This is a genomic window from Gluconobacter sp. Dm-74 (assembly GCF_018256135.1).
Lineage (GTDB): Bacteria > Pseudomonadota > Alphaproteobacteria > Acetobacterales > Acetobacteraceae > Gluconobacter > Gluconobacter cadivus.
On the sequence record NZ_JAERLX010000001.1, the window covers coordinates 533162 to 556821 of the forward strand.

Annotated in this window: 24 protein-coding genes; 19 read left to right on the forward strand and 5 right to left on the reverse strand. The window is 61.5% G+C overall.

Annotation, left to right across the window (positions count from 1 at the left end; translation table 11 throughout):
- Genes JK208_RS02475 through JK208_RS02515 form a run of 9 tightly spaced genes read left to right on the forward strand, consistent with a single transcriptional unit; the run spans nt 1 to nt 8439 of the window.
- Nucleotides 1-765 carry an N-formylglutamate amidohydrolase gene (locus JK208_RS02475; protein WP_211574195.1) on the forward strand — a complete coding sequence of 255 codons (765 nt, stop codon included), beginning with the start codon at nt 1-3 and terminating at the stop codon, nt 763-765.
- A complete protein-coding gene (locus JK208_RS02480; protein WP_211574332.1) occupies nt 762-1592 on the forward strand; it encodes a shikimate dehydrogenase in 831 nt (276 codons plus the stop codon). The genes JK208_RS02475 and JK208_RS02480 overlap by 4 nt, the downstream gene beginning before the upstream one ends.
- A 3-nt stretch (nt 1593-1595) precedes the next feature.
- Nucleotides 1596-2201 (forward strand): dephospho-CoA kinase, encoded by a 606-nt coding sequence (gene coaE, locus JK208_RS02485; RefSeq protein ID WP_211574196.1) that lies wholly within the window; start codon nt 1596-1598, stop codon nt 2199-2201.
- Entirely contained in the window at nt 2198-2884 is a 687-nt protein-coding gene (gene dnaQ / locus JK208_RS02490; RefSeq protein ID WP_211574197.1) for a DNA polymerase III subunit epsilon, read from the forward strand. Before coaE ends, dnaQ begins: the two co-directional genes overlap by 4 nt.
- The gene (locus JK208_RS02495; protein ID WP_211574333.1) at nt 2884-3804 is read left to right on the forward strand and encodes a glycosyltransferase family 9 protein; all 921 of its coding nucleotides are present in this window, start codon (nt 2884-2886) and stop codon (nt 3802-3804) included. The genes dnaQ and JK208_RS02495 overlap by 1 nt, the downstream gene beginning before the upstream one ends.
- A 36-nt stretch (nt 3805-3840) precedes the next feature.
- Complete coding sequence (locus JK208_RS02500; protein WP_211574198.1) at nt 3841-4890, forward strand: glycosyltransferase; 1050 nt, start codon at nt 3841-3843, stop codon at nt 4888-4890.
- Complete coding sequence (gene asnB, locus JK208_RS02505; RefSeq protein WP_211574199.1) at nt 4890-6650, forward strand: asparagine synthase (glutamine-hydrolyzing); 1761 nt, start codon at nt 4890-4892, stop codon at nt 6648-6650. The genes JK208_RS02500 and asnB overlap by 1 nt, the downstream gene beginning before the upstream one ends.
- A 28-nt stretch (nt 6651-6678) precedes the next feature.
- Nucleotides 6679-7998, forward strand: coding sequence for a dihydroorotase (locus JK208_RS02510; protein WP_211574200.1), 1320 nt, complete (start codon nt 6679-6681; stop codon nt 7996-7998).
- Between the two features lie 45 nt (nt 7999-8043).
- Nucleotides 8044-8439, forward strand: a complete 396-nt coding sequence (locus JK208_RS02515; RefSeq protein ID WP_211574201.1) for a hypothetical protein — start codon at nt 8044-8046, stop codon at nt 8437-8439.
- Between the two features lie 26 nt (nt 8440-8465).
- Here JK208_RS02515 and JK208_RS02520 read toward each other — a convergent pair whose 3' ends face one another.
- Nucleotides 8466-8768 (reverse strand): hypothetical protein, encoded by a 303-nt coding sequence (locus JK208_RS02520; protein ID WP_194266475.1) that lies wholly within the window; start codon nt 8766-8768, stop codon nt 8466-8468.
- A 187-nt stretch (nt 8769-8955) separates the two neighbouring features.
- Between JK208_RS02520 and JK208_RS02525 the strand changes: the two genes are divergently transcribed.
- From JK208_RS02525 to JK208_RS02545, 5 genes are all read left to right on the forward strand, one after another.
- Entirely contained in the window at nt 8956-9639 is a 684-nt protein-coding gene (locus JK208_RS02525) for a tetratricopeptide repeat protein (protein WP_349291954.1), read from the forward strand.
- The gene (locus JK208_RS02530) at nt 9639-11039 is read left to right on the forward strand and encodes a PQQ-binding-like beta-propeller repeat protein (protein WP_211574202.1); all 1401 of its coding nucleotides are present in this window, start codon (nt 9639-9641) and stop codon (nt 11037-11039) included. The genes JK208_RS02525 and JK208_RS02530 overlap by 1 nt, the downstream gene beginning before the upstream one ends.
- A 4-nt stretch (nt 11040-11043) precedes the next feature.
- On the forward strand, nt 11044-12429 hold the full coding sequence (der, locus tag JK208_RS02535) for a ribosome biogenesis GTPase Der (protein WP_099285537.1): 1386 nt from the start codon (nt 11044-11046) through the stop codon (nt 12427-12429).
- A gap of 133 nt (nt 12430-12562) precedes the next feature.
- A complete protein-coding gene (locus JK208_RS02540) occupies nt 12563-13975 on the forward strand; it encodes a sugar porter family MFS transporter (RefSeq protein ID WP_211574335.1) in 1413 nt (470 codons plus the stop codon).
- A gap of 4 nt (nt 13976-13979) precedes the next feature.
- The gene (locus JK208_RS02545; RefSeq protein WP_194261457.1) at nt 13980-15371 is read left to right on the forward strand and encodes an MFS transporter; all 1392 of its coding nucleotides are present in this window, start codon (nt 13980-13982) and stop codon (nt 15369-15371) included.
- Here the strand turns inward: JK208_RS02545 and JK208_RS02550 are convergent.
- A complete protein-coding gene (locus tag JK208_RS02550; RefSeq protein WP_211574203.1) occupies nt 15340-16008 on the reverse strand; it encodes a methyltransferase in 669 nt (222 codons plus the stop codon). The genes JK208_RS02545 and JK208_RS02550 overlap by 32 nt on opposite strands.
- Nucleotides 16005-16922, reverse strand: coding sequence for a 4-hydroxybenzoate octaprenyltransferase (ubiA, locus tag JK208_RS02555; protein ID WP_211574204.1), 918 nt, complete (start codon nt 16920-16922; stop codon nt 16005-16007). The genes JK208_RS02550 and ubiA overlap by 4 nt, the downstream gene beginning before the upstream one ends.
- Before the next feature lie 36 nt (nt 16923-16958).
- Here ubiA and JK208_RS02560 point away from each other — a divergent pair, with 36 nt between their 5' ends.
- From JK208_RS02560 to JK208_RS02575, 4 genes are all read left to right on the forward strand, one after another.
- On the forward strand, nt 16959-17705 hold the full coding sequence (locus JK208_RS02560; protein WP_211574205.1) for a 16S rRNA (uracil(1498)-N(3))-methyltransferase: 747 nt from the start codon (nt 16959-16961) through the stop codon (nt 17703-17705).
- Nucleotides 17706-17778: 73 nt separating this feature from the next.
- Entirely contained in the window at nt 17779-19155 is a 1377-nt protein-coding gene (locus JK208_RS02565) for a glutamate--cysteine ligase (protein ID WP_211574206.1), read from the forward strand.
- A gap of 27 nt (nt 19156-19182) precedes the next feature.
- Complete coding sequence (gene mbfA / locus JK208_RS02570) at nt 19183-20139, forward strand: iron exporter MbfA (protein ID WP_211574207.1); 957 nt, start codon at nt 19183-19185, stop codon at nt 20137-20139.
- Nucleotides 20140-20142: 3 nt separating this feature from the next.
- On the forward strand, nt 20143-20769 hold the full coding sequence (locus JK208_RS02575; RefSeq protein ID WP_211574208.1) for an outer membrane lipoprotein carrier protein LolA: 627 nt from the start codon (nt 20143-20145) through the stop codon (nt 20767-20769).
- Nucleotides 20770-20773: 4 nt separating this feature from the next.
- Here JK208_RS02575 and rsmI read toward each other — a convergent pair whose 3' ends face one another.
- Nucleotides 20774-21607: a 16S rRNA (cytidine(1402)-2'-O)-methyltransferase gene (rsmI, locus tag JK208_RS02580; protein WP_211574336.1), complete on the reverse strand. Its 834-nt coding sequence runs from the start codon at nt 21605-21607 to the stop codon at nt 20774-20776.
- A gap of 149 nt (nt 21608-21756) precedes the next feature.
- On the opposite strand from rsmI, the gene JK208_RS02585 reads away from it, so the two are divergent.
- Nucleotides 21757-23052 carry a penicillin-binding protein activator gene (locus JK208_RS02585; RefSeq protein WP_211574209.1) on the forward strand — a complete coding sequence of 432 codons (1296 nt, stop codon included), beginning with the start codon at nt 21757-21759 and terminating at the stop codon, nt 23050-23052.
- 85 nt (nt 23053-23137) lie between these two features.
- Here JK208_RS02585 and JK208_RS02590 read toward each other — a convergent pair whose 3' ends face one another.
- Nucleotides 23138-23521 carry a hypothetical protein gene (locus JK208_RS02590; RefSeq protein WP_194261450.1) on the reverse strand — a complete coding sequence of 128 codons (384 nt, stop codon included), beginning with the start codon at nt 23519-23521 and terminating at the stop codon, nt 23138-23140.
- Nucleotides 23522-23660: the final 139 nt, after the last annotated feature.

The following is a 23660-nucleotide window of genomic DNA, read 5'->3' on the forward strand; positions in this document are numbered from 1 at the left end:
ATGTCTGCTCCCCTTCTTGGCGCCAATGACCCGGCACCCTTCCTTCTTTTCCCTGAAAAGACACCGTCTCCGTTCGTGTTCGTGAGCGATCACGCAGGGCGGGCGGTGCCGGATGCGCTGGGAGACATGGGGGTGCAGACCGAGGACTGGGACCGTCACATCGCCTGGGATATCGGCATCGTCGGTGTCGGGCGCGTGCTGCACGAAACGTTGGGGTCGGCGTTGATCGAGCAGGTCTATTCAAGGCTCGTGATCGACTGCAACCGCGCCCCCGGCCATCCGACATCCATGCCGGGTGTGAGTGATGGCACGCCGGTTCCGGTCAATCAGGCGGCGCAGGAGAGTTGCCGGGCGAAGCGTGAGCGGGAAATCCTGCACCCGTATCATGACACAATCGCGGAGGTTCTGGCCGAGCGCGGTTCGCGTCCGACGGCGCTGATTGCGCTGCACAGTTTTACGCCGCAGATGAACGGGAAAGACCGCCCGTGGCAGATCGGTATTCTGCACAATCAGGACAGCCGCATGGCGTCGATCGCACTGGACCTGCTGCGTGAAGATACTGCGCTGTGCGTGGGCGATAACGAGCCTTACGTCCTGACCGATACGTCCGACTACACGGTGCCGCGCCATGCGGAAGCGGCGGGCCTGCCTTATCTTGAAATCGAAATCCGGCAGGATCTGATCCTTGAAAAAGCTGGACAGCGGGCATGGGCCGAGCGTCTGGCCGACTTGCTGCCGAAAGTCTGGGAAAGGCTGGCGGCATGATTGACGGACATACGAAACTCGCGGGCGTGATGGGATGGCCCGTCGAACACTCGCGCTCTCCGCTGATGCACAATCACTGGTGCCGGGTGAACGGTGTGAATGGCGCCTATGTGCCGTTACCAACACGGCCTGAAGGGTTCGATCAGGCGTTGCGCGGGTTGGCAGCGGCGGGCTTTCAGGGCGTTAATGTCACGATTCCGCACAAGGAAGCCGCGATGCGCGCCTGTGACGAACTCACCCCGACCGCGAAACGGGCGGGAGCCGTAAACACGATCTGTTTCGTGGCGGGACGGATCATCGGTGACTGTACGGACGGAACGGGATTCTGCGACAATCTGAGCGCGCATGATGTCGCGATTGCGGGCCGCGCCCTGATCCTCGGCGCGGGCGGTGCGGCACGGGCCGTGGCGGCAGCGCTGCTGGACTGGGGCTGCGAGGTTGTGATCGCGAACCGGACGCTGGAGCGGGCCGAATCTCTGGTCGAGGCCCTTGGCGGCGGCGAGGCCGTCGCGTGGTACGAATGGCCGTCCCTGCTGTCGGGGTGTTCGCTTCTGGTGAATGCCACGTCCATGGGGATGGGTGGCAAGCCCGGCATGGACTGGGATTCCGCGCTGCGAGAGGCCGCACCGGGGCTCTGCGTAACCGATATCGTCTACACACCGCGCGAGACGCCTCTGCTGCTGGCAGCTCAGGCGCGCGGACTGCGGACAGTGGATGGTCTGGGAATGCTCGTCCATCAGGCGCGGGCCGGGTTTCGGGCGTGGTTCGGCGTTGACCCTGAGGCCGACCGGACGACGTTCGACCTTCTGGCGGCGAGCCTGCGCTAGGGCGTGCGGATTATTGGGCTGACGGGCGGGATGGCAGCCGGGAAAAGCACGGTTGCAACATTGTTCCGGAGAGCCGGAGTGCCGGTTTTTGATGCGGATGCGTGTGTTCGGAGGCTTCAGGGCGAAGGGGGAAAGGCACTCCCTTTGATCGAAAAAATGTTTCCGAAAACGGTGGTTGCAAGGCGTCTGGATCGAGACGCGCTGCGAGAGATTGTACGGACGCAGCCTGACGCGCTGAAACGTCTGGAAGCCATCATGCATCCGCTGGTGCGAGCAGAACGGGCGCGTTTTCTGAAGCAGTGTCGGGTGCGGAAAGAGCCGTTCTGCGTGCTGGATATTCCGCTGCTCATGGAAATCGGGGAAGACCGACGCTGCGATCTGGTCGTGGTTGCAGAAGCTCCAATGAGCACGCGTTTGTCGCGTATCCGGCAGCGCGGACGCAGTGGAGGGCGTATGAGCGTGACAGATGCCAAAGGATTGCTGGCCCGTCAGATGAGTGACCATGAACGCAGACGCCGGGCCGACATCGTGATACGAACCGGCCTGTCCCGTGGACACGCCGCCCGGCAGGTCCACGCCCTGCTGCACCGGCTTCGTGAGGCGTCATGAAACGATCCATCCTGTTCGATACGGAAACCACCGGATTTGACCCGGATATGGGGGACCGAATCATCGAGATCGCGGCTCTCGAACTGATCGACGACCTGCCGACGGGTGAGGCCTATCATGTGCTGATCCACCCCGAACGCGATATCCCGCCCGAAGCGACCAAGGTGCACGGGTTCCGGATCGAGGATCTGGAGGGAAAACCGAAATTCGCCGAAGTTGCAGACGCTTTTCTGGAGTTCATCGCAGACAGTCCGATGATCGCGCATAATGCCCGCTTCGATTTCAAGTTCGTCAATGCCGAGTTGAAAGCCTGTGGGCGCGAGCCGCTCGATTATGCCAGCCGGGCCATCGACACGGTGGAAATGGCGCGGAAGAAATATCCGGGCCTTCCAGCAAGCCTGGATGCACTGTGCCGACGTTTCGGCATCGATCTGTCGCAGCGCGGCACCCATAACGCGCTGCTGGACTGCAAACTTCTGGCGGAAGTATATGTCGAACTGATGGGCGGACGGCAGCGTGGCTTAGGTCTGGCAGGTCCGTCCCGCAGTCGCAGCATGACGGACGGGATCAATGCGCTCGCCAGTCGTCCGCCACGGAAAATGGCCCCGCCGACCGCGGAAGAGCTTCAGGTGCATGAGGCATTCGTGAGCACCATCAAGGACGCGGTGTGGCATCGCGAATGATGCGGATTTTGTTCATCACGTCCAACCGTCTGGGCGATGCGGTGATTTCCACGGGCGTTCTGGATGCCCTGCAGAAGCGCTATCCGGCGGCGATGTTCACAGTGGTCTGTGGCCCTGTGGCGGCGGGGCTTTTCGAAGCGGACCCGCGCTGTGAGCGGATCATCACCATGGAAAAGCGTCGCCATGACCAGCACTGGATTGATCTGTGGCGGACTTGTTTCCGAACACGATGGTTCATGGTCGTGGATCTGCGCGGATCGTTGCTCGGGCTGACGTTGTGGGCGCGGCGTCGGGTCATCGTGCGAGGTGGGCGTCGGCCCGGACGACGGGTCGAGCAACTCGGGGAGGCGCTGGGGTATCGCCGCACGCCCATGCCGCGTGTCTGGACGTCCGAGGCGCAACAGGCGAATGCGGTTGCGACATTGCCTGAAGGGCGCTGGCTGGCATTGGGGCCGACGGCGAACTGGGATGGCAAAATCTGGCCGCCCGAACGGTTCGTGGCATTGGCTCAGGCACTACGATCGGAAAACCTGCGTCCCGTCGTGTTTTATGGACCCGGTGAGGACGAGCGTGCGCGGGCGGAGCCTGTGCTAAAGGGACTTCCCGATGCGCTGGATCTGGGCGGGAACCATGCGCTGGGTGATGTGGCGGCACGTCTTCAGCGTTGCGCGCTGTTTGTAGGTAATGATTCCGGCTTGATGCATCTCGCCGCCGCTGCGGGGACGCCGACGCTGGGTCTGTTTGGGCCGTCCCGGGCGTCGGAATATGCGCCCGCCGGTCGTCTTGCGCGTTTTGTGGAAGCCCCGGGGCCGGAAGGTCATGCTCCTATGGCCGGATTGGATGTGGCGCAGGTTCTGAAAGCTGCGACGGAAATCCTGAATGAAAAAAGCGTGTTTGTTCCGGACCTTGGAGCAGACTGACTTGATGCCCTGTCGGTCATGGCCGATAGAGGAAGGATGATGTCTGCATCGTCCAACGAATACCGGGGCCGCGTGGCCCATGTGATGGCGGGGGCTCCTCGAGGGGGCGCAGAGCTTTTCTTCGAGCGCCTGACGATGGCCCAGATGCGGGATGGCCGTCCCGTTCAGGCATTGATCCGACACGATGCCGGTCGGCTCGCACGGCTTGAGGAAGCAGGAGTCGACACCCGGACGTATCGGTTCGGTGGTCTGCTGGACCTGCGGACCCGGCCCGGACTGCGGCGTAGTCTGAATGCGTTCCGGCCGGATGTTGTTGTAGCGTGGATGAGCCGGGCGGCGCGTCTCGTGCCGTCAGGGCCGTGGCAGATGGCCGGGCGGCTGGGAGGATATTACGACCTGTCGAACTACCGGCGATGCGATCATCTGATCGGCAATACGCGGGGGCTGGCGGACTGGATGAAAACGCAGGGCTGGGCCGCCGATCGCGTGCATCACCTGCCGAATTTCGCGACGGATTTTTCGGACGTGACGCCGCAGCGTCCCGGTTTCCTACCGTCCGGTGTGCCGTTTGTGCTCGCTCTGGGCCGTCTGCATGAAAACAAGGCCTTCGATGTTTTGATCCGGAGCATGAAGCATGTACCCGGCGCTCACCTTGTGATTGCGGGCGAAGGGCCGGAGCGTGCCGCGCTTGAGGCGCTGGCGAAAGCGGAAGCTGTTGCAGATCGTGTGCATCTTCCCGGCTGGATCGGACAGAGCGGCCCATGGCTGCGGGCCTGTGATGTTCTGGTCTGTCCGTCCCGGATTGAACCGCTGGGCAATGTCGTGATCGAAGCCCTCTCCGCCGGGGTGCCGGTCGTGGCAAGCCGCATTCAGGGACCGCAGGAAATTCTTGAAGGCACGGAAGACGGGCTTCTGGCCGCAGTCGAGGACGAGAAGGATCTTGCGGCACAGATCGGCAGTGTCATGGAAAGTCCTGCACTGGCGCAGCAACTTTCCCTGAACGGGCGGGCGCGGTTTGAGCGGGAGTTCTCGCAAAACGTGGTCATGACGAGATGGTCAGCGTTTCTGGACGGGGTACGGACCTGATGTGTGGCATCGCAGGCCTGTCCTGTTTGCCGGGGCATCGGCCGGACCACGCGGCGCTGGAGCGTATGTCACAGGCGATTTTCCATCGTGGGCCGGATGGGGAGGGGCGCCTGGATCTGGCGGGGGCTGCCCTGCGTCACCGCCGACTGTCCATCGTCGATATCGCAGGCGGTGCGCAGCCCTTTAAGCTTGGCGCAGCAGCCCTGATCGCGAATGGTGAAATCTATAACGATCCGGTCCTCCGCAAACGGTTCCCCACAACCTGCTTTCAGACGCACAGCGACTGCGAGCCGCCATTGCATCTGTGGTTGCAGGACGGTGCGGGCTATACCCATGCATTGCGGGGTATGTACGCCATTGCGATCGTGGAGAACGAGCATGGGCGTCATGAAATGGTGCTCTCGCGCGATCCGTTCGGGATCAAACCGCTCTATATTGCGGCTTACGAAGGGGGTATCGCCTTCGCATCCGAAGCACAGGCGTTGCTTGCGGGCGGATTTGGGCGACGGGCCGTTCGCGAAGGGGCACGTGACGAACTGATGCAGCTTCAGTTCACAACAGGCCAGGACACCATTTTCGAAGGCATCCGGCGTCTTCTGCCGGGTGAGACGCTCAGGATTGTGGACGGGCGAATCGTGGAGTCACGCCGCCGTCACGTTCTGCACGAAGCACGGGATACGGTTCCGGCCGGTCTGACGGATACGGATGCGCTGGCGCGGCTGGACGCGGCGCTTCTTGACAGTGTGGCGGCGCATCTGCGGGCGGATGTGCCGCTTGGACTGTTCCTGTCGGGCGGGATCGACAGTTCGGTCATTCTGGCGGCGGCTCATCGGCTGGGACTTCCGCATCCCAAAACATGGACCGCGCGTTTCGATGCCGGATCGGCAGATGAGTCCGCCAATGCCGCAGCTCTGGCAGCGTCAGTCGGTGCGGAGCATCATGTCCTGACCGTCACCGAAGACATGGTCTGGCGCGATCTGCCATCCATCGTGGCCTGTATGGACGATCCGGCTGCGGATTATGCGATCATCCCGACATGGTTTCTGGCCCGCGAAGCAAAAAAGGACGTCACGGTCATCCTGAGTGGTGAGGGCGGGGACGAGCTTTTTGCGGGCTATGGTCGCTATCGGCGGGTCATGAAACCCTGGTGGAAAGGTGGCCGTGCGCCGTATCGGTCCGGGACGTTCGGCCGAAATTTTCCACAACGGGGGCGGCAGTGGCGACACGGGATCGCCATGACGGAACTGGCGCTCGGAACATCCGGGCTGGAGGGCGCGCAGGCGCTGGATATCGCGGAATGGCTACCCAATGATCTGCTGCTCAAGCTGGATCGCTGTCTGATGGCCCATTCCTTGGAAGGGCGCACCCCGCTGCTGGACCCGGTTGTGGCCAAAGCGGTCTGGTCTTTGCCTGAGACGTTCAAAGTGCGTGATGGTTACGGGAAATGGCTTCTGCGCCGCTGGCTTCAGGACGCATTGCCTCAGGCCCGGCCTTTTGCGCCAAAGCAGGGATTTACGGTGCCTGTAGGGGCATGGATCGAGAAACAGGCTCCGCGTCTGGGGCCGCTGGTCGCGCGTCAGCCCTGTATCCGCGCCATGATGCCGCAGCAGGATGTAGAGCGTCTTTTTGCCCGCGCCAACCAGCGCGGCGTCGCACGGCAGGCCTGGACATTACTGTTTTATGCGCTCTGGCATCGCCATCATATCGAGGGTGTTCCCGTGGACGGGGATACGTTTGAAACTCTCTCGCGCGCTTTATGAATAGCTTACTGATTTTTAAGGACGGAACATGCATTACGATCTGATTATCCGCGGTGGACTCTGCGTTTTTCCCTGGGGCGAAGCGGAAGCAGATATCGGAGTTCGCAACGGCAAGGTCGCGTCGCTGTCCGTTGCCTCGACGGATGAGGCGGATCGGGTGATTGACGCGCGTGGCCTGCATGTTCTGCCCGGTTTGATCGACGCGCATGTTCATCTGCGTGATCCGGGCAAGCCGGAAGTTGAAACACTGGAAACCGGAACGCGCGCTGCGGCGCTGGGCGGGATTGCAACGGTTTTCGACATGCCCAACACGTCTCCGAGCATCACCGACGTGACGATGATCGACTGGAAGCGCGATCATATCCGCAAGACGGCTCATGTGGATGTCGGGATGTATGTCGGTGCGACGCGTGAAAACACGCCGGATCTGGCGCTGCTGGAGCAGCAGCCGGGTGTGTGTGCGGTGAAGGTTTTCGCAGGATCGTCCACCGGCAATCTCATGATCGAGGATGATGCGGGACTGGAAGCGGTTATGCGTTCTGGCCACCGCCGCGTGGCCTATCATTCGGAAGACGAATACCGGCTTCAGGCGCGCAAGCCGATGTTCCATGAAGGTCAGCCCTACGAAACGCACAGCGTATGGCGGGATGTGGAATGTGCGTTTCTCGGCACCCGTCGCATCATGGCACTGGCTCGCAAAACCAACCGTCCGGCGCATATCCTGCATGTCTCGACAGCGGAGGAGTTGGAATATCTGGCAGATTATAGAGATATTTCCACGGTCGAGGTTCTGGTGAACCATCTTACGCAGGTGGCGCCGGAATGTTATGAGAAGCTTGGTGGCCTGGCTGTCATGAACCCGCCGCTGCGGGATCGGTCGCACTGGGAAGCAAGCTGGAAGGCCGTTCAGGACGGGCGGGTGGACGTGGTCTCGTCCGACCATGCGCCGCATCCGCTTGAGGCCAAGCAGCTTCCCTGGCCAAAATGCCCGGCTGGCCTGACGGGGACCCAGACGATCGTGCCGGTCATGCTCGATCATGTGAATGCGGGTCGTCTGTCGCTGTCACGTCTGGTGGATCTGATGGCCGCAGGTCCGGCGCGGGTTTACGGGTTACAGACGAAGGGGCGTATGGCTGTCGGATTCGATGCCGATTTCACGCTTGTGGACATGAAGGCTGAGCGCGAAATCACCAATGACTGGATCGTCACGCCTGCGGGCTGGACGCCGTTCGATGGCACGCGTGTCACGGGTTGGCCGATGGCAACGATCGTCCGTGGAACGGTCGTGATGCAGGACAATGAGGTTTCGGGTGCGCCAACGGGGCAGCCTGCCAAATTTGCGCCTTGATCTGGGCGTAGGGCGCGCAACGCTTCAATCAGGAAAGGGAGCTGTATGAGACGTTGCGTTGCCGCCAGCCGTAGGGCGGTGCTGTTTGGGCTGGTTTTTGCAGGGATTGTCGATGCCGGGACGGTGCATGCGGCTGAGGCGGCATGGACGGCTCCGAAATGTGGCGCCGAGCCTCAGGCCCCTGCCGTCAAGGCAGGGACGGTCGCGCAGTACAATGAAAGCGTCGATCGTGTGACGGCTTATGAAAAGGCTGCCCGCGTTTATAATGCCTGTGTTGCGGCTCAGGCCAATCGCGAAGAAACGGCCATCAGTCAGGACGCCAGTGCGCGGATCGCGCATGTCCATGCCGGAAGTGCCGCCGTTCAGTCTCATATTGCGGCATCATTCCAGACGCTCTCCGCCAATCTTGCGGCAGCCGGGCGGAAGCTCGGCCATCACTGAAGCCCAGTTGGGGCAGTTTGCGACTCTTACTGCCCCATGCGTTCCTGATTCTGGAGCGGTGTCAGCGTCGTCGGGCCTTCATAGGTCTGGCGGGCGACATTGGGCATGAGGTCAGGACGCGCCCAGCAGGTCGTGCCTTCAAAGCTCGTCGTGCAGTAAGGTTGTGGCGGAGGTGGCCCGATCGGGCGGGCACAGAAACTCTCATTGTCATACAGATAGGCCGTGTTGCAGTCCTTTCCGGTAATCGCGGACGCGATACGGTCCGGCGCGCAGCCGTCAAGGGCGCAGAATACCAACGGAAACAACAGGAGCGGGGCAGGCTTTTTCATGGCCGTCAGGATGCGTTGGGCCGCGTTAAGGAAGTCTGAATGTCGGTCGGATTTTCTGACGAAAACCGGTTTTTCAGTACTGCGCGCTACGCGAATATCTATCCGGGCGTGTGAAGCGTTTGCCGCGACGGTTCGGCACCTGTATGGTCGTGCAAACAGTTTGAAGACCGATCCAGCAGGGGACCAGGTGGCAGACGATTTCATCACGCAGATTGACGAAGAAATGCAGGCGCAGCGGTTGCGGGCCATGGCACGGCGGATTGGTGCCGTAGCTGGCGTCGTTGTGCTCGTTGGTGCCATCGGGGGGGGGGTGTGGGGCTGGAACAGCCATGCGCGCCATGTCGCACAAAAGGCAGCATCGGCACGCTATTTCACAGCCATGGCCGCTCTGTCTGATCCGAAGCGGGACGCTGCGGCCCTCAGTAAAGCCACCGCAACCTTGCAGGATCTGGCGGAGCACGGCCCAGCGGGTGCACGCTCCTATGCTGCGCTGCGTCTGGCCGACCTTCAGGTTCAGGCACATCAGGACGCTGCGGCTCTCCGGTCATGGAAAAGCGTTGCGGATGATTCCTCAGCCGAACCGTCTCTGCGGGACATGGCGCGCTATATGGGCCTGAACGCCCAGACTGCCTCTCCTGCTGACCCGAAGGCGATCCGTTCGGGCTATGAAGCTCTGGCGCAGGGTGGTGGAGCATGGGCGCCTCTCGCTCAGGAAGGTCTTGTGGCGCTGGATCTGCGATCCGGCGCGACGGCCGATCAGCAGAAGGAAGCCCGGCGTATCCTGACCCAGATCGTTAGCAGTGCAAACGCGACCGAAGGGGTGCGTGCGCGTGCGCAGGCCCTGCTTGAGACATTTGGAGACGCCGGTTGATGCGCCGTCCTGTTCTTTCCCGCTCTTCTCTCTCCGTGAACCGCAGGGCTCTGCTTCGGACGGCCTGCTCAGGCAGTGCGCTCGCAGTTCTTGGCGGATGCAGCCTGTTTGAAGACGACAAGAAGCCACCTCTGGCCGGGCATCGCGTGGATGTGCTGTCCACGGGGGCAGGGCTTACGGTCGATCGTGACGATCATACGCCGATCAATCTGGGGCCGGTGCAGCCGGTTCGGGAATGGCTTCAGGAAGGCGGTCGTCCGTCCCATGTCGCGGTGAATGCGGCCTGGAATGGCCCGGATCTGGCCTGGAGTCAGACCATCGGTGCGCCGACCGACCCATCCAGTTTCCTGTCCATGATCGCCATCATGCCGACCAACCGTGGCGCGATCCAGTCTCCTCCGGTGATTGGAAACGGCCATCTTTACACGACGGACGCGCAGGGCGTGGTGAAGGCCTGGACATGGCCGGGCCGCCGCCTTGTCTGGACGCGCCAGCCCGCATCTTCGGCAAGCCGTTCCACCAATATCGGCGGTGGCCTCGCGCTTGACGGAGACACGCTCTACATCGTGGACGGCGTGGCGCAGGCTCTTGCGGTCGAGGCGCTGACAGGCAAGGTGAAATGGCGTGTGAGCACGGGAACGCCGGGTCGTTCCGCTCCCACGATTGCAGAAGGCCTGATGGTTTTCGGAACCATTGACGAGCGTCTCATCGCGCTGAATGCGAATACGGGCCATCAGGTCTGGGCGTATCAGGCAACGCCGTCCGATACGGTCATTTTCGGCCAGTCCGCCCCGGCTTTTGTGGATGGCGTTATTCTCGCGGGCTTTGGCAGCGGCGATCTGGTTGCTCTGCGTGCGGCTTCAGGCGAGATGGTCTGGAGCGACAGTCTGGGCGGCACCAACGGCATGGGCGCCATGCTGGATTTCTCCTGCATCCGGGGCGCGCCGGTCATCAAGGACGGCACGGCCTATGCCGTGTCCATGTCCCGCGTGCTGGTGGCAATCGACATGCGTTCGGGCCGCCGCCTGTGGGAACGTGAGGTCAGCGGGCAGAGTCCTCTGGCGATCTGTGGAGACTGGATGTATGTGCTGTCCACGGATCAGCAGATCGCCTGTCTGGATCGTCTGTCCGGGCATGTCCGCTGGATCACGCAGCTTCGTCGCTTTGTCCGCGTGGATGCGGAAAAGGACGCCATCGCCTGGGTGGGACCGCTTCTGGTGAATGGCAAGCTGGTCTGCTTCTCCACCTTTCCGAAAGAAGGCATGGCGGTTGTGAACGCCGTGACCGGGAAACTTGAACTGACCCGCAAGACCGTTGCCCCGTGTCAGGTTCAGCCGATCGTCTGTGACGGTCATGTGCTGGCTCTGTCGCAGGATGCCGTTCTGCGGGCCTATGGCTGAACGAATGACCTCTGAGAACCTGCCCGTTGTCGTTATTGCCGGGCGCCCGAATGTCGGGAAATCCACTCTGTTCAACCGGCTTGTCGGCCGCCGTCAGGCGATTGTTTCCGACATGCCGGGCGTTACGCGCGATCGTAAAGAAGGCGAAGCCCTTCTGCGCGGTCGGCGTGTGCGACTGATCGATACGGCCGGGCTAGAAGAAGCAGCACCCGATACGCTGTATGGGCGCATGCGCGCTTCGTCAGAATCTGCTGTTGCGATGGCGGATCTGGTACTGTTCTGCATTGATGCACGCTCTGGCATTACGCCTGCGGACGCACATTTTGCAAGCTGGCTGCGTCGTCAGAACCGGCCTGTCCTGCTGATCGCCAACAAGGCGGAAGGACAGGCAGGGACGAATGCGGCACTTGAAGCCTATTCCCTTGGTCTTGGCACCCCGCTGGCACTGTCAGCAGAGCACGGCGAAGGCATTGCCGATCTGATGGGTGAGATTGCCGAGCGTCTGCCTCCGGCTGAAAAACAGCGCCGTCGGGAAGCGCCGAAGGTTGATGCCGAGGGTGAAGAAGAGGAACGCCCGGCGGGTCCGCTGCGTCTGGCGATTATCGGACGGCCCAATGCTGGAAAATCCACGCTTCTGAATTGTCTGCTTGGCGAAGAGCGGATGATTACCGGTCCTGAAGCCGGGCTGACGCGCGATTCCATTGCAGTCACGCTTCATGACGATCAGGGCGAGATCCGACTCGTCGATACGGCCGGAATGCGCAAGCGTGCCCGCGTCGAGGAGCATCTGGAGCGGATGTCCGTTTCGGCCTCCATCGAAGCCCTGAAAATGGCGGAAGTGGTCGTGCTGGTGATCGATGCGACGCTCGGCGTGCATGAGCAGGATCTCCAGATTGGTCGTCTGATCGAGCGCGAAGGCCGCGCCTGTGTCATCGCGCTGAACAAGTGGGATGCAGTCGAGGATCGGAACGCGACGAAAAAAGCGATTCTGGACCGTCTGGAAATTTCTCTTGCGCAGGTCAGAGGCATTCCGGTCGTGACGTTCTCCGCACTCACGGGAGCGGGTGTGCATCGTCTCCTTCCTGCGGTGCGGGAGGTTTACGAGATCTGGAACTCGCGCATCTCGACCGGTGAACTGAACCGCTGGTTTGAAGATGCTCTGGAGCGCCATCAGCCGCCTCTGGTGGACGGTCGTCGCCTCAAATTGCGTTATATGACGCAGGTCAAGGCACGCCCTCCGACATTCCTTCTGTTTGGCACGCGTGCGGAACAGCTTCCCGATTCCTACAAGCGTTATCTGGTCAATGGCCTGCGTGAAACGTTCCACATGCCGGGCGTTCCGGTGCGTGTACAATTGCGCGGAACGAAAAATCCTTACGCGGAAAAGTGATTTTCTGTTGGTTTCGATATAGACCACACCCCTGATTGATCATTAAATACAGGACCGTCTGTTTCCGATTTCGGAACATTCGGTTCTGTTCCCCTCGCCGGTATGAGGGGATATGTTTGGGGTGACTAAGGGTATGGTTGGGATTGCTGCGTCTTCCAGCGAAGGTCTGTCGACAGGACAGACCCGCAGCACCGCACGGGCGACAACCCTTGGTATTCTGGCAGCGTTAGCGGGACTGATGTTCGGTCTTGATACCGGCGTTGTCGCGGGCGCCCTTCCTTTCATTGCAACCGATTTTCATGCGGGCGACGTTCTGCAAGGCTGGATCGTATCCTCTATGATGGCAGGGGCTGCGGTTGGGTCGCTATTTGCTGGTCGGATTTCGGTTCGGTTCGGGCGAACGGGCGCGATGCTCGGGGCCGCAATCCTGTTTCTGATCGGCACACTGCTTTGCGCTCTTGCTCCGGGCGCTGCGATCATGATCGTAGGCCGGATTTTTCTGGGGCTTGCGGTCGGTGTCGCGGCATTTGCAGCCCCGCTTTATATTTCCGAAATCACGGTTGAATCCGTTCGCGGAGCCATGATTTCGTTTTACCAACTCATGGTCTCTCTCGGGATTTTTCTGGCTTTCGTCTCGGACAGCGTGCTGGCTTCGGGAGGGCACTGGCGTTGGATGCTGGGTATCATGGCGGTCCCGGCCAGTTTCTTTCTTGTGATTGTTCTGATCCTGCCGCACAGCCCGCGCTGGCTGATGATGCGGGGGGAAACGGAGCACGCACGCCGGGTTTTGCAGAGCCTGCGATCCGATGAGGAAGTGGCGGAAGAGGAACTGGTCGATATTCAGTCGCGGCTCCAGAAAAGTAGCGACGCGGGGATCGGGCTTTTCAAAAGCAACCCCAATTTCCGGCGGACGGTTTTTCTGGGCATGTTGCTTCAGATCATGCAGCAGCTCTCGGGCATCAACGCGCTCCTGTATTATGCGCCGCGCGTGTTTCAGGCCGCGCATTTTGGAACGAACGCAGCCATCTGGGCGACAACCCTTGTTGGGTTGACGAACATGGCATTGACGGGTGTTGCGATCGCCTGTGTCGATCGCTGGGGGCGGCGGCCGCTGCTGATCCTCAGTTGCGCGATTGCTGCCTTTTCTCTGGCTGGCGTTGGAACACTGCTGGCTGTCGGAGCGAACAGTTTTGAATCCCAGCTTCTGCTCTGCGGGTTTGTGCTTCTGTTCGTCGCCGGGTTTGCCATTGGCGAAGGGCCACTGGTCTGGACGCTGTGTTCTGAAGTGCAGCCAACGCGGGGACGGGATTTCGGGATTGGCTGCTCGACCGTGACGAACTGGGCCGCAAACTGGGCCATCTCCAACGTGTTTCCGCTCGGCATGGCCATGATGGGGGCGTCGGTGACGTTCCTGATGTTTGCCCTCTTCAATGGTCTTTTCATCGTTGTGACCGTATTGTTCGTTCCCGAAACGAAAGGCGTCTCGCTCGAAAAGCTGGAGGCCAACCTTTTTGCAGGCATGCGCCTGCGTGATCTGGGGCGCTGATACCATGACGACCACGACGGAAGACGAGCAACAACACGAAGAATACGACTCCAAACGCCATGCGGGGCTCTATGGGGCGCAGCGGGTCAAGGCGATGTCGGCTGTTCTTCTGGCACTTCTTCTGTCGGTTCTGGATTATGCGATCGCCAATGTCGCTCTGCCGCTGATTGCGGTGGATCTGCATGCGTCATCGTCGCGGGCCATCTGGGTCGTGAATGCCTATCAGCTTGCGAATCTGTCCTGTCTGTTGCCGCTGGCTTCTCTGGGCGCGCGCGTGGGGTTCGGACGGCTGAGCCAGTTCGGGATTTTCCTGTTCCTGATCGCGTCCGTGGCCTGCGCGCTTTCGCAAAATCTGCTGGAATTGACGCTGGCGCGCGCCTTACAGGGCGTGGGCGGGGCCTGCATCATGAGCGTGAACATTGCGCTCGTTCGCTTCATCTATCCGCATAATGAACTGGGGCGCGGGATTGCGCTGAACGGATTGTTCGTCGGTATCGGCGTGGCGCTCGGACCCACTCTGGGGTCTCTGATCCTGTCTGTTGCGACGTGGCCCTGGATTTTCTGGATCAATCTGCCACTGGCTCTGGCCGCTCTGGCGCTGGCACATGCTGCGCTTCCCCAGACTCCACGCAGCGATATTCCAACCGACGTGGTCGGCTCGCTCCTGACGGTGGCGTCTTTCGCCCTGACCGGCGTGGGGCTGGATGGGCTGATGCATGCCGATTTCGTGTCCGGTGCCGCAGTCACGGCTGCAGGTGTGTTGTGCTGGGCGATGTTGTTGCATTACCAGCGTGAACGACTTGAACCGATCGTGCCGGTCGATCTTCTGGCGCGCCGTCCGTTTCTGCTGGCCTGTCTGGTTGGGTTTCTGGGATTCGTGGCATCCAATCTTTACATCGTAGCGATGCCTTTCACGCTGGCTACGGCATTCCATCGCGGGGCGGGAACGATCGGTCTTCTGATCGCGCCGTGGGCGGTGGGTGTGGCGACGATGTCTTTTGTAGTCAGCCGTCTGGCCGACCGTTTCCCAGCGTCGGTTTTGTCGTCAATCGGTCTGTTCATTACGGCGAGCGGTTTCTGCCTGCTCTGGTTCCTGCCGACGGATGCAGGCAATTGGGATATCGCCTGGCGGACGCTTTTTGCCGGATGTGGCTTTGGACTGTTTCAGCCGCCCAACAACCGCGCCATCATGGTGACGGCCCCTCCCGGACGGGAGGGCGGGGCAAGCGGTATGTTGTCTGTTGCACGACTGGCAGGACAGACGACGGGGGCGCTCCTCGTGGCGGCACTGTTCACGATCTTTCCCCATCCGGCCTTTATTTGCCTCGGGGCGGCCATGACCGTGGCGCTGACGGGATCAATCCTCAGTCTGGGGCGGAAGTATCTCGCAGCCTGAAGAGTGTGGTCGCGCGTTGCTCCACGCTTTCCAGTTCCTGCGTGACGGAGACGGACTGCCGGACCAGCACTTCAAGCGGCATTGATGGCGCATAATGCCGACCCGGATCGCAGAGCCAGACTTCGCAGGTTTTCGAACATTCCAGAAGCCACGGAATAATCCGTGAGGCCATGGCTTCGTTGTAACAGACGTCCCCGATGACCAGAAGGTCACAGTCCGGGACCGTGCCGATCAAATCGCCCGGAATCGGAGTGACCGTCGCGCGGTTCAGTCCCGCATTGAGGGACGTTGCTTCAAGCGCCATGAAGTCGATGTCGTTGGCCTGAACGGACGCCGCGCCGGATAGGGACGCGGCGATGGCAGCCAGTCCGCATCCGCAGGCCACATCCAGAACGCGACGTCCGCGCACAAGCTCGGGATTGTCGAGGATGAAGCGGGCGATGAGCTGGCTTCCCGGCCAGGCGAAGGCCCAGAAAGGCGGTTCTATGCCGATCTGTTCGAGATAGGTCTCGCTGGCCTGCCAGATCGGGGTGATTTCCGTGGCCAGATGCAGGGAAATCTCAGGAACCAGCGGGGCTTGTTCAACGCATGTATTGTCGCGGATAAAGCTGACGGGATCGCCTAAGGTGGTGATCATCCAAATACTCTTGCCGCGACGAAGCCTGCGGCTAGCACGAACCCGATAGGCACGTTACGGCGAAATTCCTTCAGACACGCCGGAGCATCATACGGGTTCAGCACCCGGACCTGCTGGAGCAGCATGGCTGTTGCGATGGCGAGGAACGGCCAAAAAATCCAGTGCAGATGTGCATGGATACCGACGAGCGCCAGAGCCAGAATCATGAGGCTGTAACAGGTGCCGATGAAGGAGCGCGCGTTTTTCTCCATCAGGCGCGAGGTGGAGCGCACACCGATCCGGGCGTCGTCGTCCATGTCCTGAAAGCCGTAGATCGTATCGAATCCGAGCTGCCACAGAATGACGGCGCCATAGAGCAGCAGCCCGTTGCCATCGAGCGTCCCGGCCGCTGCGGCGTATCCCATGGGGGCACCGAATCCGAAAGTGAATCCCATAACGAGCTGCGGCCACCAGGTGACGCGCTTGGCCGCCGGGTAGAGCGCAACGAGCAGGAGCGCGAGCGGGGCGAGGGCCCAGCAGACAGGCGGCAGGCAGACCAGAACGCCGAATCCCATCAGCAGCAGCACCGCCAGAAGCAGCAGCCCCTGTTTCAGCGATAGCGCTCCGCTGGCGAGGGGGCGCCCTGCGGTCCGGGCGACTTTTGCGTCGATGTCGCGGTCCCAGATGTCGTTCACGACACATCCGGCCGAGCGCATGACGAGCGAACCGAACGCAAACAGCGCCGTGTCGATCAACCGCATCTGGAGAGAGGCACCGGGGGCAAGGAACAGGCCCCACACGCCGGGCAGGAGCAGAAGCCATGTCCCAACCGGGCGGTCGAGACGGGCGAGTAGCGCATAGGAACGCCACGGCTCGGGGAGGCGGGCAATACGGCCGCTCAGATCGATGTCGGTATGGGCGCGGGTCTGGCTCATGGGAAGATGTGATGCTGTGTGGACGTGCTTCCGTCAATGGCTCAGGCGCGCTATCGGAAAAGGATGAGCCGATCCGATCCCCGTCTTTATGTTCCCGCGTCTGAAACAGCTTTCGTGGAAGGCCAGACCGTGCAACTTCCACCGGGGCAGGCGCATTATCTGGGCAACGTTATGCGTCAGGGCGTGGGAAGCCTTGTGCGGGTGTTCAACGAGCGTGACGGGGAGTGGAGTGCCGAGATTGCGGCTCTGAAGAAGGATCGTGGAAACGTTCTGCTGCAACATCGTGAACGGGACCCCATGCCGACACAGGGCGTGGAGCTGCTGTTTGCGCCGCTCAAGCGGGATGCGACCGAGCTTGTGATCCGTATGGGCACGGAACTCGGAGTGACACGCTTCCGGCCCGTTGTGACGGAGCGCACCAATACACATCGCCTCAATTTGGAGCGTCTGGCGGTGATTGCGACGGAAGCGGCGGAGCAGTGTGAACGGCTGGATGTTCCTGACATCCAGCCCCCTGAGTCGCTGCGTGTGGTGCTGGCGGAGTGGCCGGAGGATCGCCCGCTCTTTGCCGCGCTGGAGCGTCGGCCCGGCGAGCGTGCGAGCGTACGCGCCGCCGCTCTGCTGATTGGGCCGGAGGGCGGTTTTTCGGGAACCGAAGTGGAGATGCTCAGGCGGCATGGTGCCGTTCATGCGCTCAGTCTGGGGCCGCTTGTGCTGCGGGCAGAGACCGCGGTCTGTGCGGGGCTGGCCCGTCTGGCGGCGGGAGCCGAGGGCGCTGCCTGAGGGTGACAGAACCGTCGGACCTGCTACAGTTCAATCATTATCGAACAACGAATTCAGACCGAGGCCAAACGCCATGTCCAATCCCGGAACGTCCAATGCTGCGTCGATCGAAAGCCGGGCGCAGCTCGTCGAGGCGATCGCAAGGGGTTGCAAACCGAAATCGGAATGGAAGATCGGGACCGAACATGAAAAATTCGGTTTCATCCTTCCTCAGGATGCTGATGGACGCGAGCCTCTTTCTCCGCCGCCTTACGCGCCGCGCGGAATCGGAGCCTTGTTGGAAAAGCTTCAGGGCCCGGATTGGGCCCCCATCATGGACGGCGAAAACCTGATCGGGCTGAAGGGGCAGAACGCACAGGCCGGACGCGCAATTTCGCTTGAACCGGCCGGACAGTTCGAGCTTTCGGGTGCGCCGGTCGTGTCGCTTCAGGAAACCGAAGCGGAGATGCAGGAGCATTACGATCAGGTCCGTGGTCCGGCTGCGGAACTGGGGCTGGGTTTCCTGCCATTCGGTTTTCAGCCGCTCTGGTCGCGTGATGAGATGCCGTGGATGCCCAAGAGCCGCTATGCGATCATGCGCAACTACATGCCGAAAGTCGGCACGCTTGGTCTCGATATGATGACGCGGACCTGCACCGTTCAGGTTAATCTCGATTTCAGCGACGAAGCCGACATGGCGCGCAAGATGCGCGTCTCTCTGGCCCTTCAGCCGCTGGCCACCGCGCTGTTTGCGAATTCTCCGTTCGTCGAGGGCAAGGCCAATGGTCTGCTGTCCAACCGTGCACGGATCTGGACCGATACGGACAACCAGCGTTCGGGCCAGCCTTCGGTGTTCTTCGAGGACGGGTTCGGCTTCGAGCAGTATGTGGACTGGGCGCTCGACGTGCCGATGTATTTCGTCTCGCGCGAGGGAAAGAACATCGACGTGGCAGGCTGCTCGTTCCGTCGCTGGCTTGCCGGAGACATTCAGGAGCCACTGAAAGGCCTGACACCGACGGTTGGCGATTTTGAAGACCATCTGACGACGGTTTTCCCGGATGTGCGCCTCAAGCAGTTCCTTGAAATGCGTGGCGCGGATGCTGGGAAACTGGATATGATGGTGGCGCAGTCGGCCCTGTGGGTTGGTCTGCTCTACGACCCGGCAACGCTGGAAGCTGTTGAAAAGCTGGTGCGTGAGCAGCCTTGGAGCGCCTACCAGCAGCTCCGCGCCGAAGTGCCGCGTCTTGGGTTGGATGCTGCGTTCCCGGGTGGACTGAAGCCATTGGCCAAGCGTGTGGTCCAGCTTGCGGAGCAGGGCCTGCGGGCCCGCGTGCGCAACGAGGCCAGCTATCTCGATCCGCTGCATCTGATTGCCGATGGTGGTCCGAATCAGGCACAGCACTGGCTGGATCTGTATAATGGTGCGTGGGGGCAGAGCGTGAAGCCGCTCTTTACCGAAGCCGCCATCTGATTTTATGAGACGGGACCTGCTGCCTACGTGACAAAACTTTCCGAGCTGACCGAACGCGAAATCCTTGCGCTGGCCATCGCCAGCGAGGAGGAGGATGGTCATATTTACGCGGATTTCGGCCAGATGCTGGCGGAAGATTATCCCGACAGCGCCGCCATCTTTCAGGATATGGCGGAAGAGGAAAACCATCACCGCCGGGCGCTGATCGACCTGTTCGTCCGGCGCTTCGGCAATCATATTCCGCTGGTTCGTCGGCAGGACGTGCAGGGGTTTCCCTCCCGTAAATCTGCATGGCAGATGCAGAATCGCGGAATTGAGGCCATCCGGGCGCAGGCTGCCGAAATGGAGCGGCAGGCGGCACGGTTTTACCGTCAGGCCGCCGGACAGACGCAGGATGCGGAAATCCGCAAACTGCTGGGCGACCTGGCAACAGAAGAAGACCGTCACCAGCGCGAAGCACGCCGTCTGGAAGACGAGCATCTGAACGATAACAGTCGTGACCGCGAGGACGAGCACAGCCGCCGCGATTTCGTGCTGCGGATCGTCCAGCCGGGTCTGGTCGGGCTTATGGACGGCTCCGTCTCGACGCTGGCGCCTGTTTTTGCAGCGGCGTTCGCGACGCACAGTCCCCATGCTGCTTTTCTGGTTGGGCTTGCGGCCTCGCTGGGGGCCGGGATTTCCATGGGGCTGGCGGAAGGACTGGCTGATGACGGCAAGCTGTCCGGACGTGGGGCACCGCTTTTGCGTGGGTTGATCTGTGGCGCCATGACGTTTGGCGGTGGCATCGGCCATACGCTGCCATTTCTGGTGCCGGATTTCCGCGTGGCCTTTGGCGTGGCGCTCGTTGCGGTGGCGATTGAGCTTCTGCTCATTTCCTGGGTACGCTGGCGCTATCAGGACACACCGTTCGGTTCGGCCATGGTGCAGGTTTTCCTTGGCGGGGCTCTCGTTTTTGCAACCGGCGTGCTGATTGGCAGTTCCTGAGACATGATGAACCGTTCCTTTTTCCGCGCGGCTGTTCTGGCGGCGCTGTTTCCTGTCTCCCTGTCTTGTAGTGCTTTTGCACAGACGGCTTCCGTGCAGCTTCGTCCCGCGGATCAGGGGTGGGTGTCCCGCATTGAAGACACGCTCGGAAAGGTGACGACGCTTCAGGCGCATTTCCGTCAGACCGCTGCGGATGGCAGCGTGACAACGGGGACGGCGACGCTCGACCGGCCGGGTCGGATGCGTTTCGATTATGACAAGCCGAGTCCGCTCCTGCTGGTCGCTAATGACGGTCGCGTGGTGTTTCAGGACCGCAGCGTCGATCAGGTCACGACCCTTCCGCTCGACCGTACGCCGCTGGGACTGTTGCTACGGCCTGAGTTCAAGCTTTCAGGCGATGTGACTGTAACAGGATTCGAGCATCGGGACGGGCAGATCAGGATTCAGCTTGTCCGGACGCAGAGTGCTGGTGAGGGCAGTCTGACGCTCGTATTCTCCGATGCGCCTCTGGCACTGGAAGGCTGGAGCGTCGTGGACGCGCAGGGGCGCACGACCACGATTGCGCTGTCCGATGTGCATCTTGGCGGAGATGTGCCACAATCGCTGTTCGTACTGCCGAAAGCGGACTGAGCTTTCAGTTTTTCAGTTCGCGTGAAAGCTCCAGCGCGCGGGCATAGACCGTGCGTTTGGGCAGTTTGACGATGCCCGCCACCAGAGCCGCCGCGTCCTTGACGGAATGGGTGGCAAGAGCCTCGCGCAAATGCGTGTCCAGATCGGCCGCGCCACTGTCGTCTTCGTCGGACGGGCCGATCAGCAGCGTAATTTCGCCGCGTGGTGCCGTCATGCGAAAATGTTCCAAAACCTCCGTAAGCGTGCCGCGCACCATTTCCTCGAACCGCTTGGTGAGCTCGCGTCCGACTGCCGCTTCGCGCTCAGGGCCGAACACGTCAATCAGGTCTTCAAGGCTCTCGACCAGCCGGTGCGGCGCTTCATACCAGATCAGCGTTGAGTGCAGACCCGCCTGTTCTGCGGCGCGCAGGGCGGAGAATCCGCTCTTGCGGGCTTCGCTGCGTGGGGCCGGAAAGCCCAGAAACATGAAGGGCAGGGGCGGCAGGCCCGAAAGCGTCAGGGCCGTGATGACGGCGTTCGGACCGGGAATGGCCGTGACGTGTATTCCGGCCGCGATGGCGGCGCGGACCAGCCGGTATCCCGGATCGGATACCAGCGGCGTACCCGCGTCAGAGACGACGGCATAGCGGGCACCTTCCTGCAGTTTTTCGATCAGGAACGGAGTGCGGTCCTGTTCGTTATGGTCGTGCAGTGTTCGGGTCGGTGTGGCAATATTGCGCGAAAGAAGGAGTTTTGCCGTGACGCGCGTGTCCTCGCAGAGGATCGCATCCACGGTGTTCAGGGCCTCGATTGCGCGTTCGCTGATATCGGCCAGGTTGCCGATTGGCGTTGCAACCAATATCAGACATCCACCTTCGGCCTGGCCCTGCGCCGGCAGGGGGGCGGCCGGTAACGTTTCAGTCGCATCGCTCAAGGGAGTTTCAGCGGAACATGACTTTTCGGACATCTGCATCCTCGGTGACAAACTCAGGGGCGTATTGTCGCCCCTTGAGCCGTCTGCGCAAGGGTGTAAGCACCGGCCTTGCCGCGGGAACATTCCTGACCCTTGCTGCCTGCTCGGGTGGCGGATCGTCTTCTGTGCCGGGTGTGGGCGGTATTCCGGGCGTTTCCGAAGGGCCGGGAGCCCATGATGTCGGGCTGATTCTGCCGCTGACGGGACGCAATGCGTCTTACGGCACGCGGATGCGCGATGCAGCGAAACTGGCCCTTTCCGCCAAGGGGGCGCCTGCACTTGACGTTCATGACACCAATGGGCCGGGCGGGACGGAACAGGCCGTGCGCGATGCGCTTGCGCGGGGTGACGCCATTCTGCTGGGCCCTCTGACCGCTACCGAAACTGCCGCCGCTGCACCGCTCGCGATCAATGCGGGCAAACCAGAGCTTGCCTTCACCAGCGACTCCACGCAGGCCCGTCCGGGCGTCTGGGTGATGGGACTGACGCCGGAGCAGCAGGTGCGCCGGATGGTCGATGCCGCGCGGGCGACGGGTCGCAAGACTTTCGCGGCTTTCCTGCCGGACAATGCTTTCGGACACGCCATGGGAGACGGGTTGGCCCGGGCCTGCCGGGATGCCGGGTTGAAGGATCCGCAGATCGTCTTCCATACGATGGATGCCCAGAACATCGATGACGGCTTGAAAGCGCTGTCTGCCATCGAAACGCGTCAGCCCGCTGCGCCAGTGGTTGCGGAGACGCCGTCTGGCCCATCCGCAATTGACCCGACAGGTGAGGCCACTCCGGACGCTGCTGCTCCAGCGGGGACTCCGTCTCCGGCCCCCACGCCTGCGGCGCAACCCGCGCCGATCCCGCCGCCGCCATTCGATGCTCTGGTGCTGGCTGATACGGGGCTGGAGCTTGGACGAGTCATCACCGCGCTTCAGGCCGATCATATCGATTCGTCGCAGGTCCAGATCATGGGGCCCGCGCTGTGGAAGGCCTTTGATGGCAAGCTCGGCGCGCTGCATGGCGCCTGGTATGCAGCCCCGGACGCTCATGACCGGTTAGGCTATGTCGCGCAGTATCGGGCCCTTTACAAACAGGCACCGTCGCCCGTCAGCGATTTTGCGTATGACGCGGCGGCTCTGGCTGGCAGTCTGATCCGGCAGGGCGGTGTGACGGTCGAAGCTTTGACGCGCCCGGATGGTTATATGGGTGTGGATGGCCTCTTCCGCCTGCGGCCGGACGGACATGTAACGCGGGCGCTGGCGATTTATCAGATCCAGCGTGGTGGTGGTGCGCGCATCGTGGTTCCGGCTTCCCGGGATGTGGCGATTCGCCCAAGCTAAGACTGTATTTTTTCAAAAAAAAGCGCGTCCGTTCTTTGAACGGCGCGCTTTTTTTATGTCTGATCGAGAAAGCCCTGGTGCAGGTTCAGGCGGCGCAGGTCTCGGCGAGCGGCAGAACCGGGCGGATCACATGCAGGGCGAGCTCGAAGCTGGCATAGCTGCCCAGTTCATGATCGCGGATCTGATCGATCAGCACCCAGCGCATACCCTGTGGCCGCAGCATGTAAGCGGGATCGGGATTTTCACGGACCCAGACCAGAACATGATCGACAGGTGCGCTTCCGTCTACATTGATGATGTCGTGGGAAGCATCTGCGATTTCTGCATCGAAAACGCCCATACGCTGTCCCGCTTCAAGCCAGCGCAGCAGATATTCGCGATGACGCGGCAGCAGGCCCTGTCGCAGAGGCACGATATTGCTCGTGCTGCGGCTGTGAGAAAGGTCGTGAAGGTGAGCCACCTGCGCCATCAGGAAGTCCTCATCAAAAAGCCGGGCAGGGCACCCGGGCTGTGGTGATGAATTCAGGCTAGGGTTTAGAGGGCACGTTTCACAATCTTTAATAACGTCTGAAGAAGGTTTTGCGACACAAACCATCCCTACTGTGGCA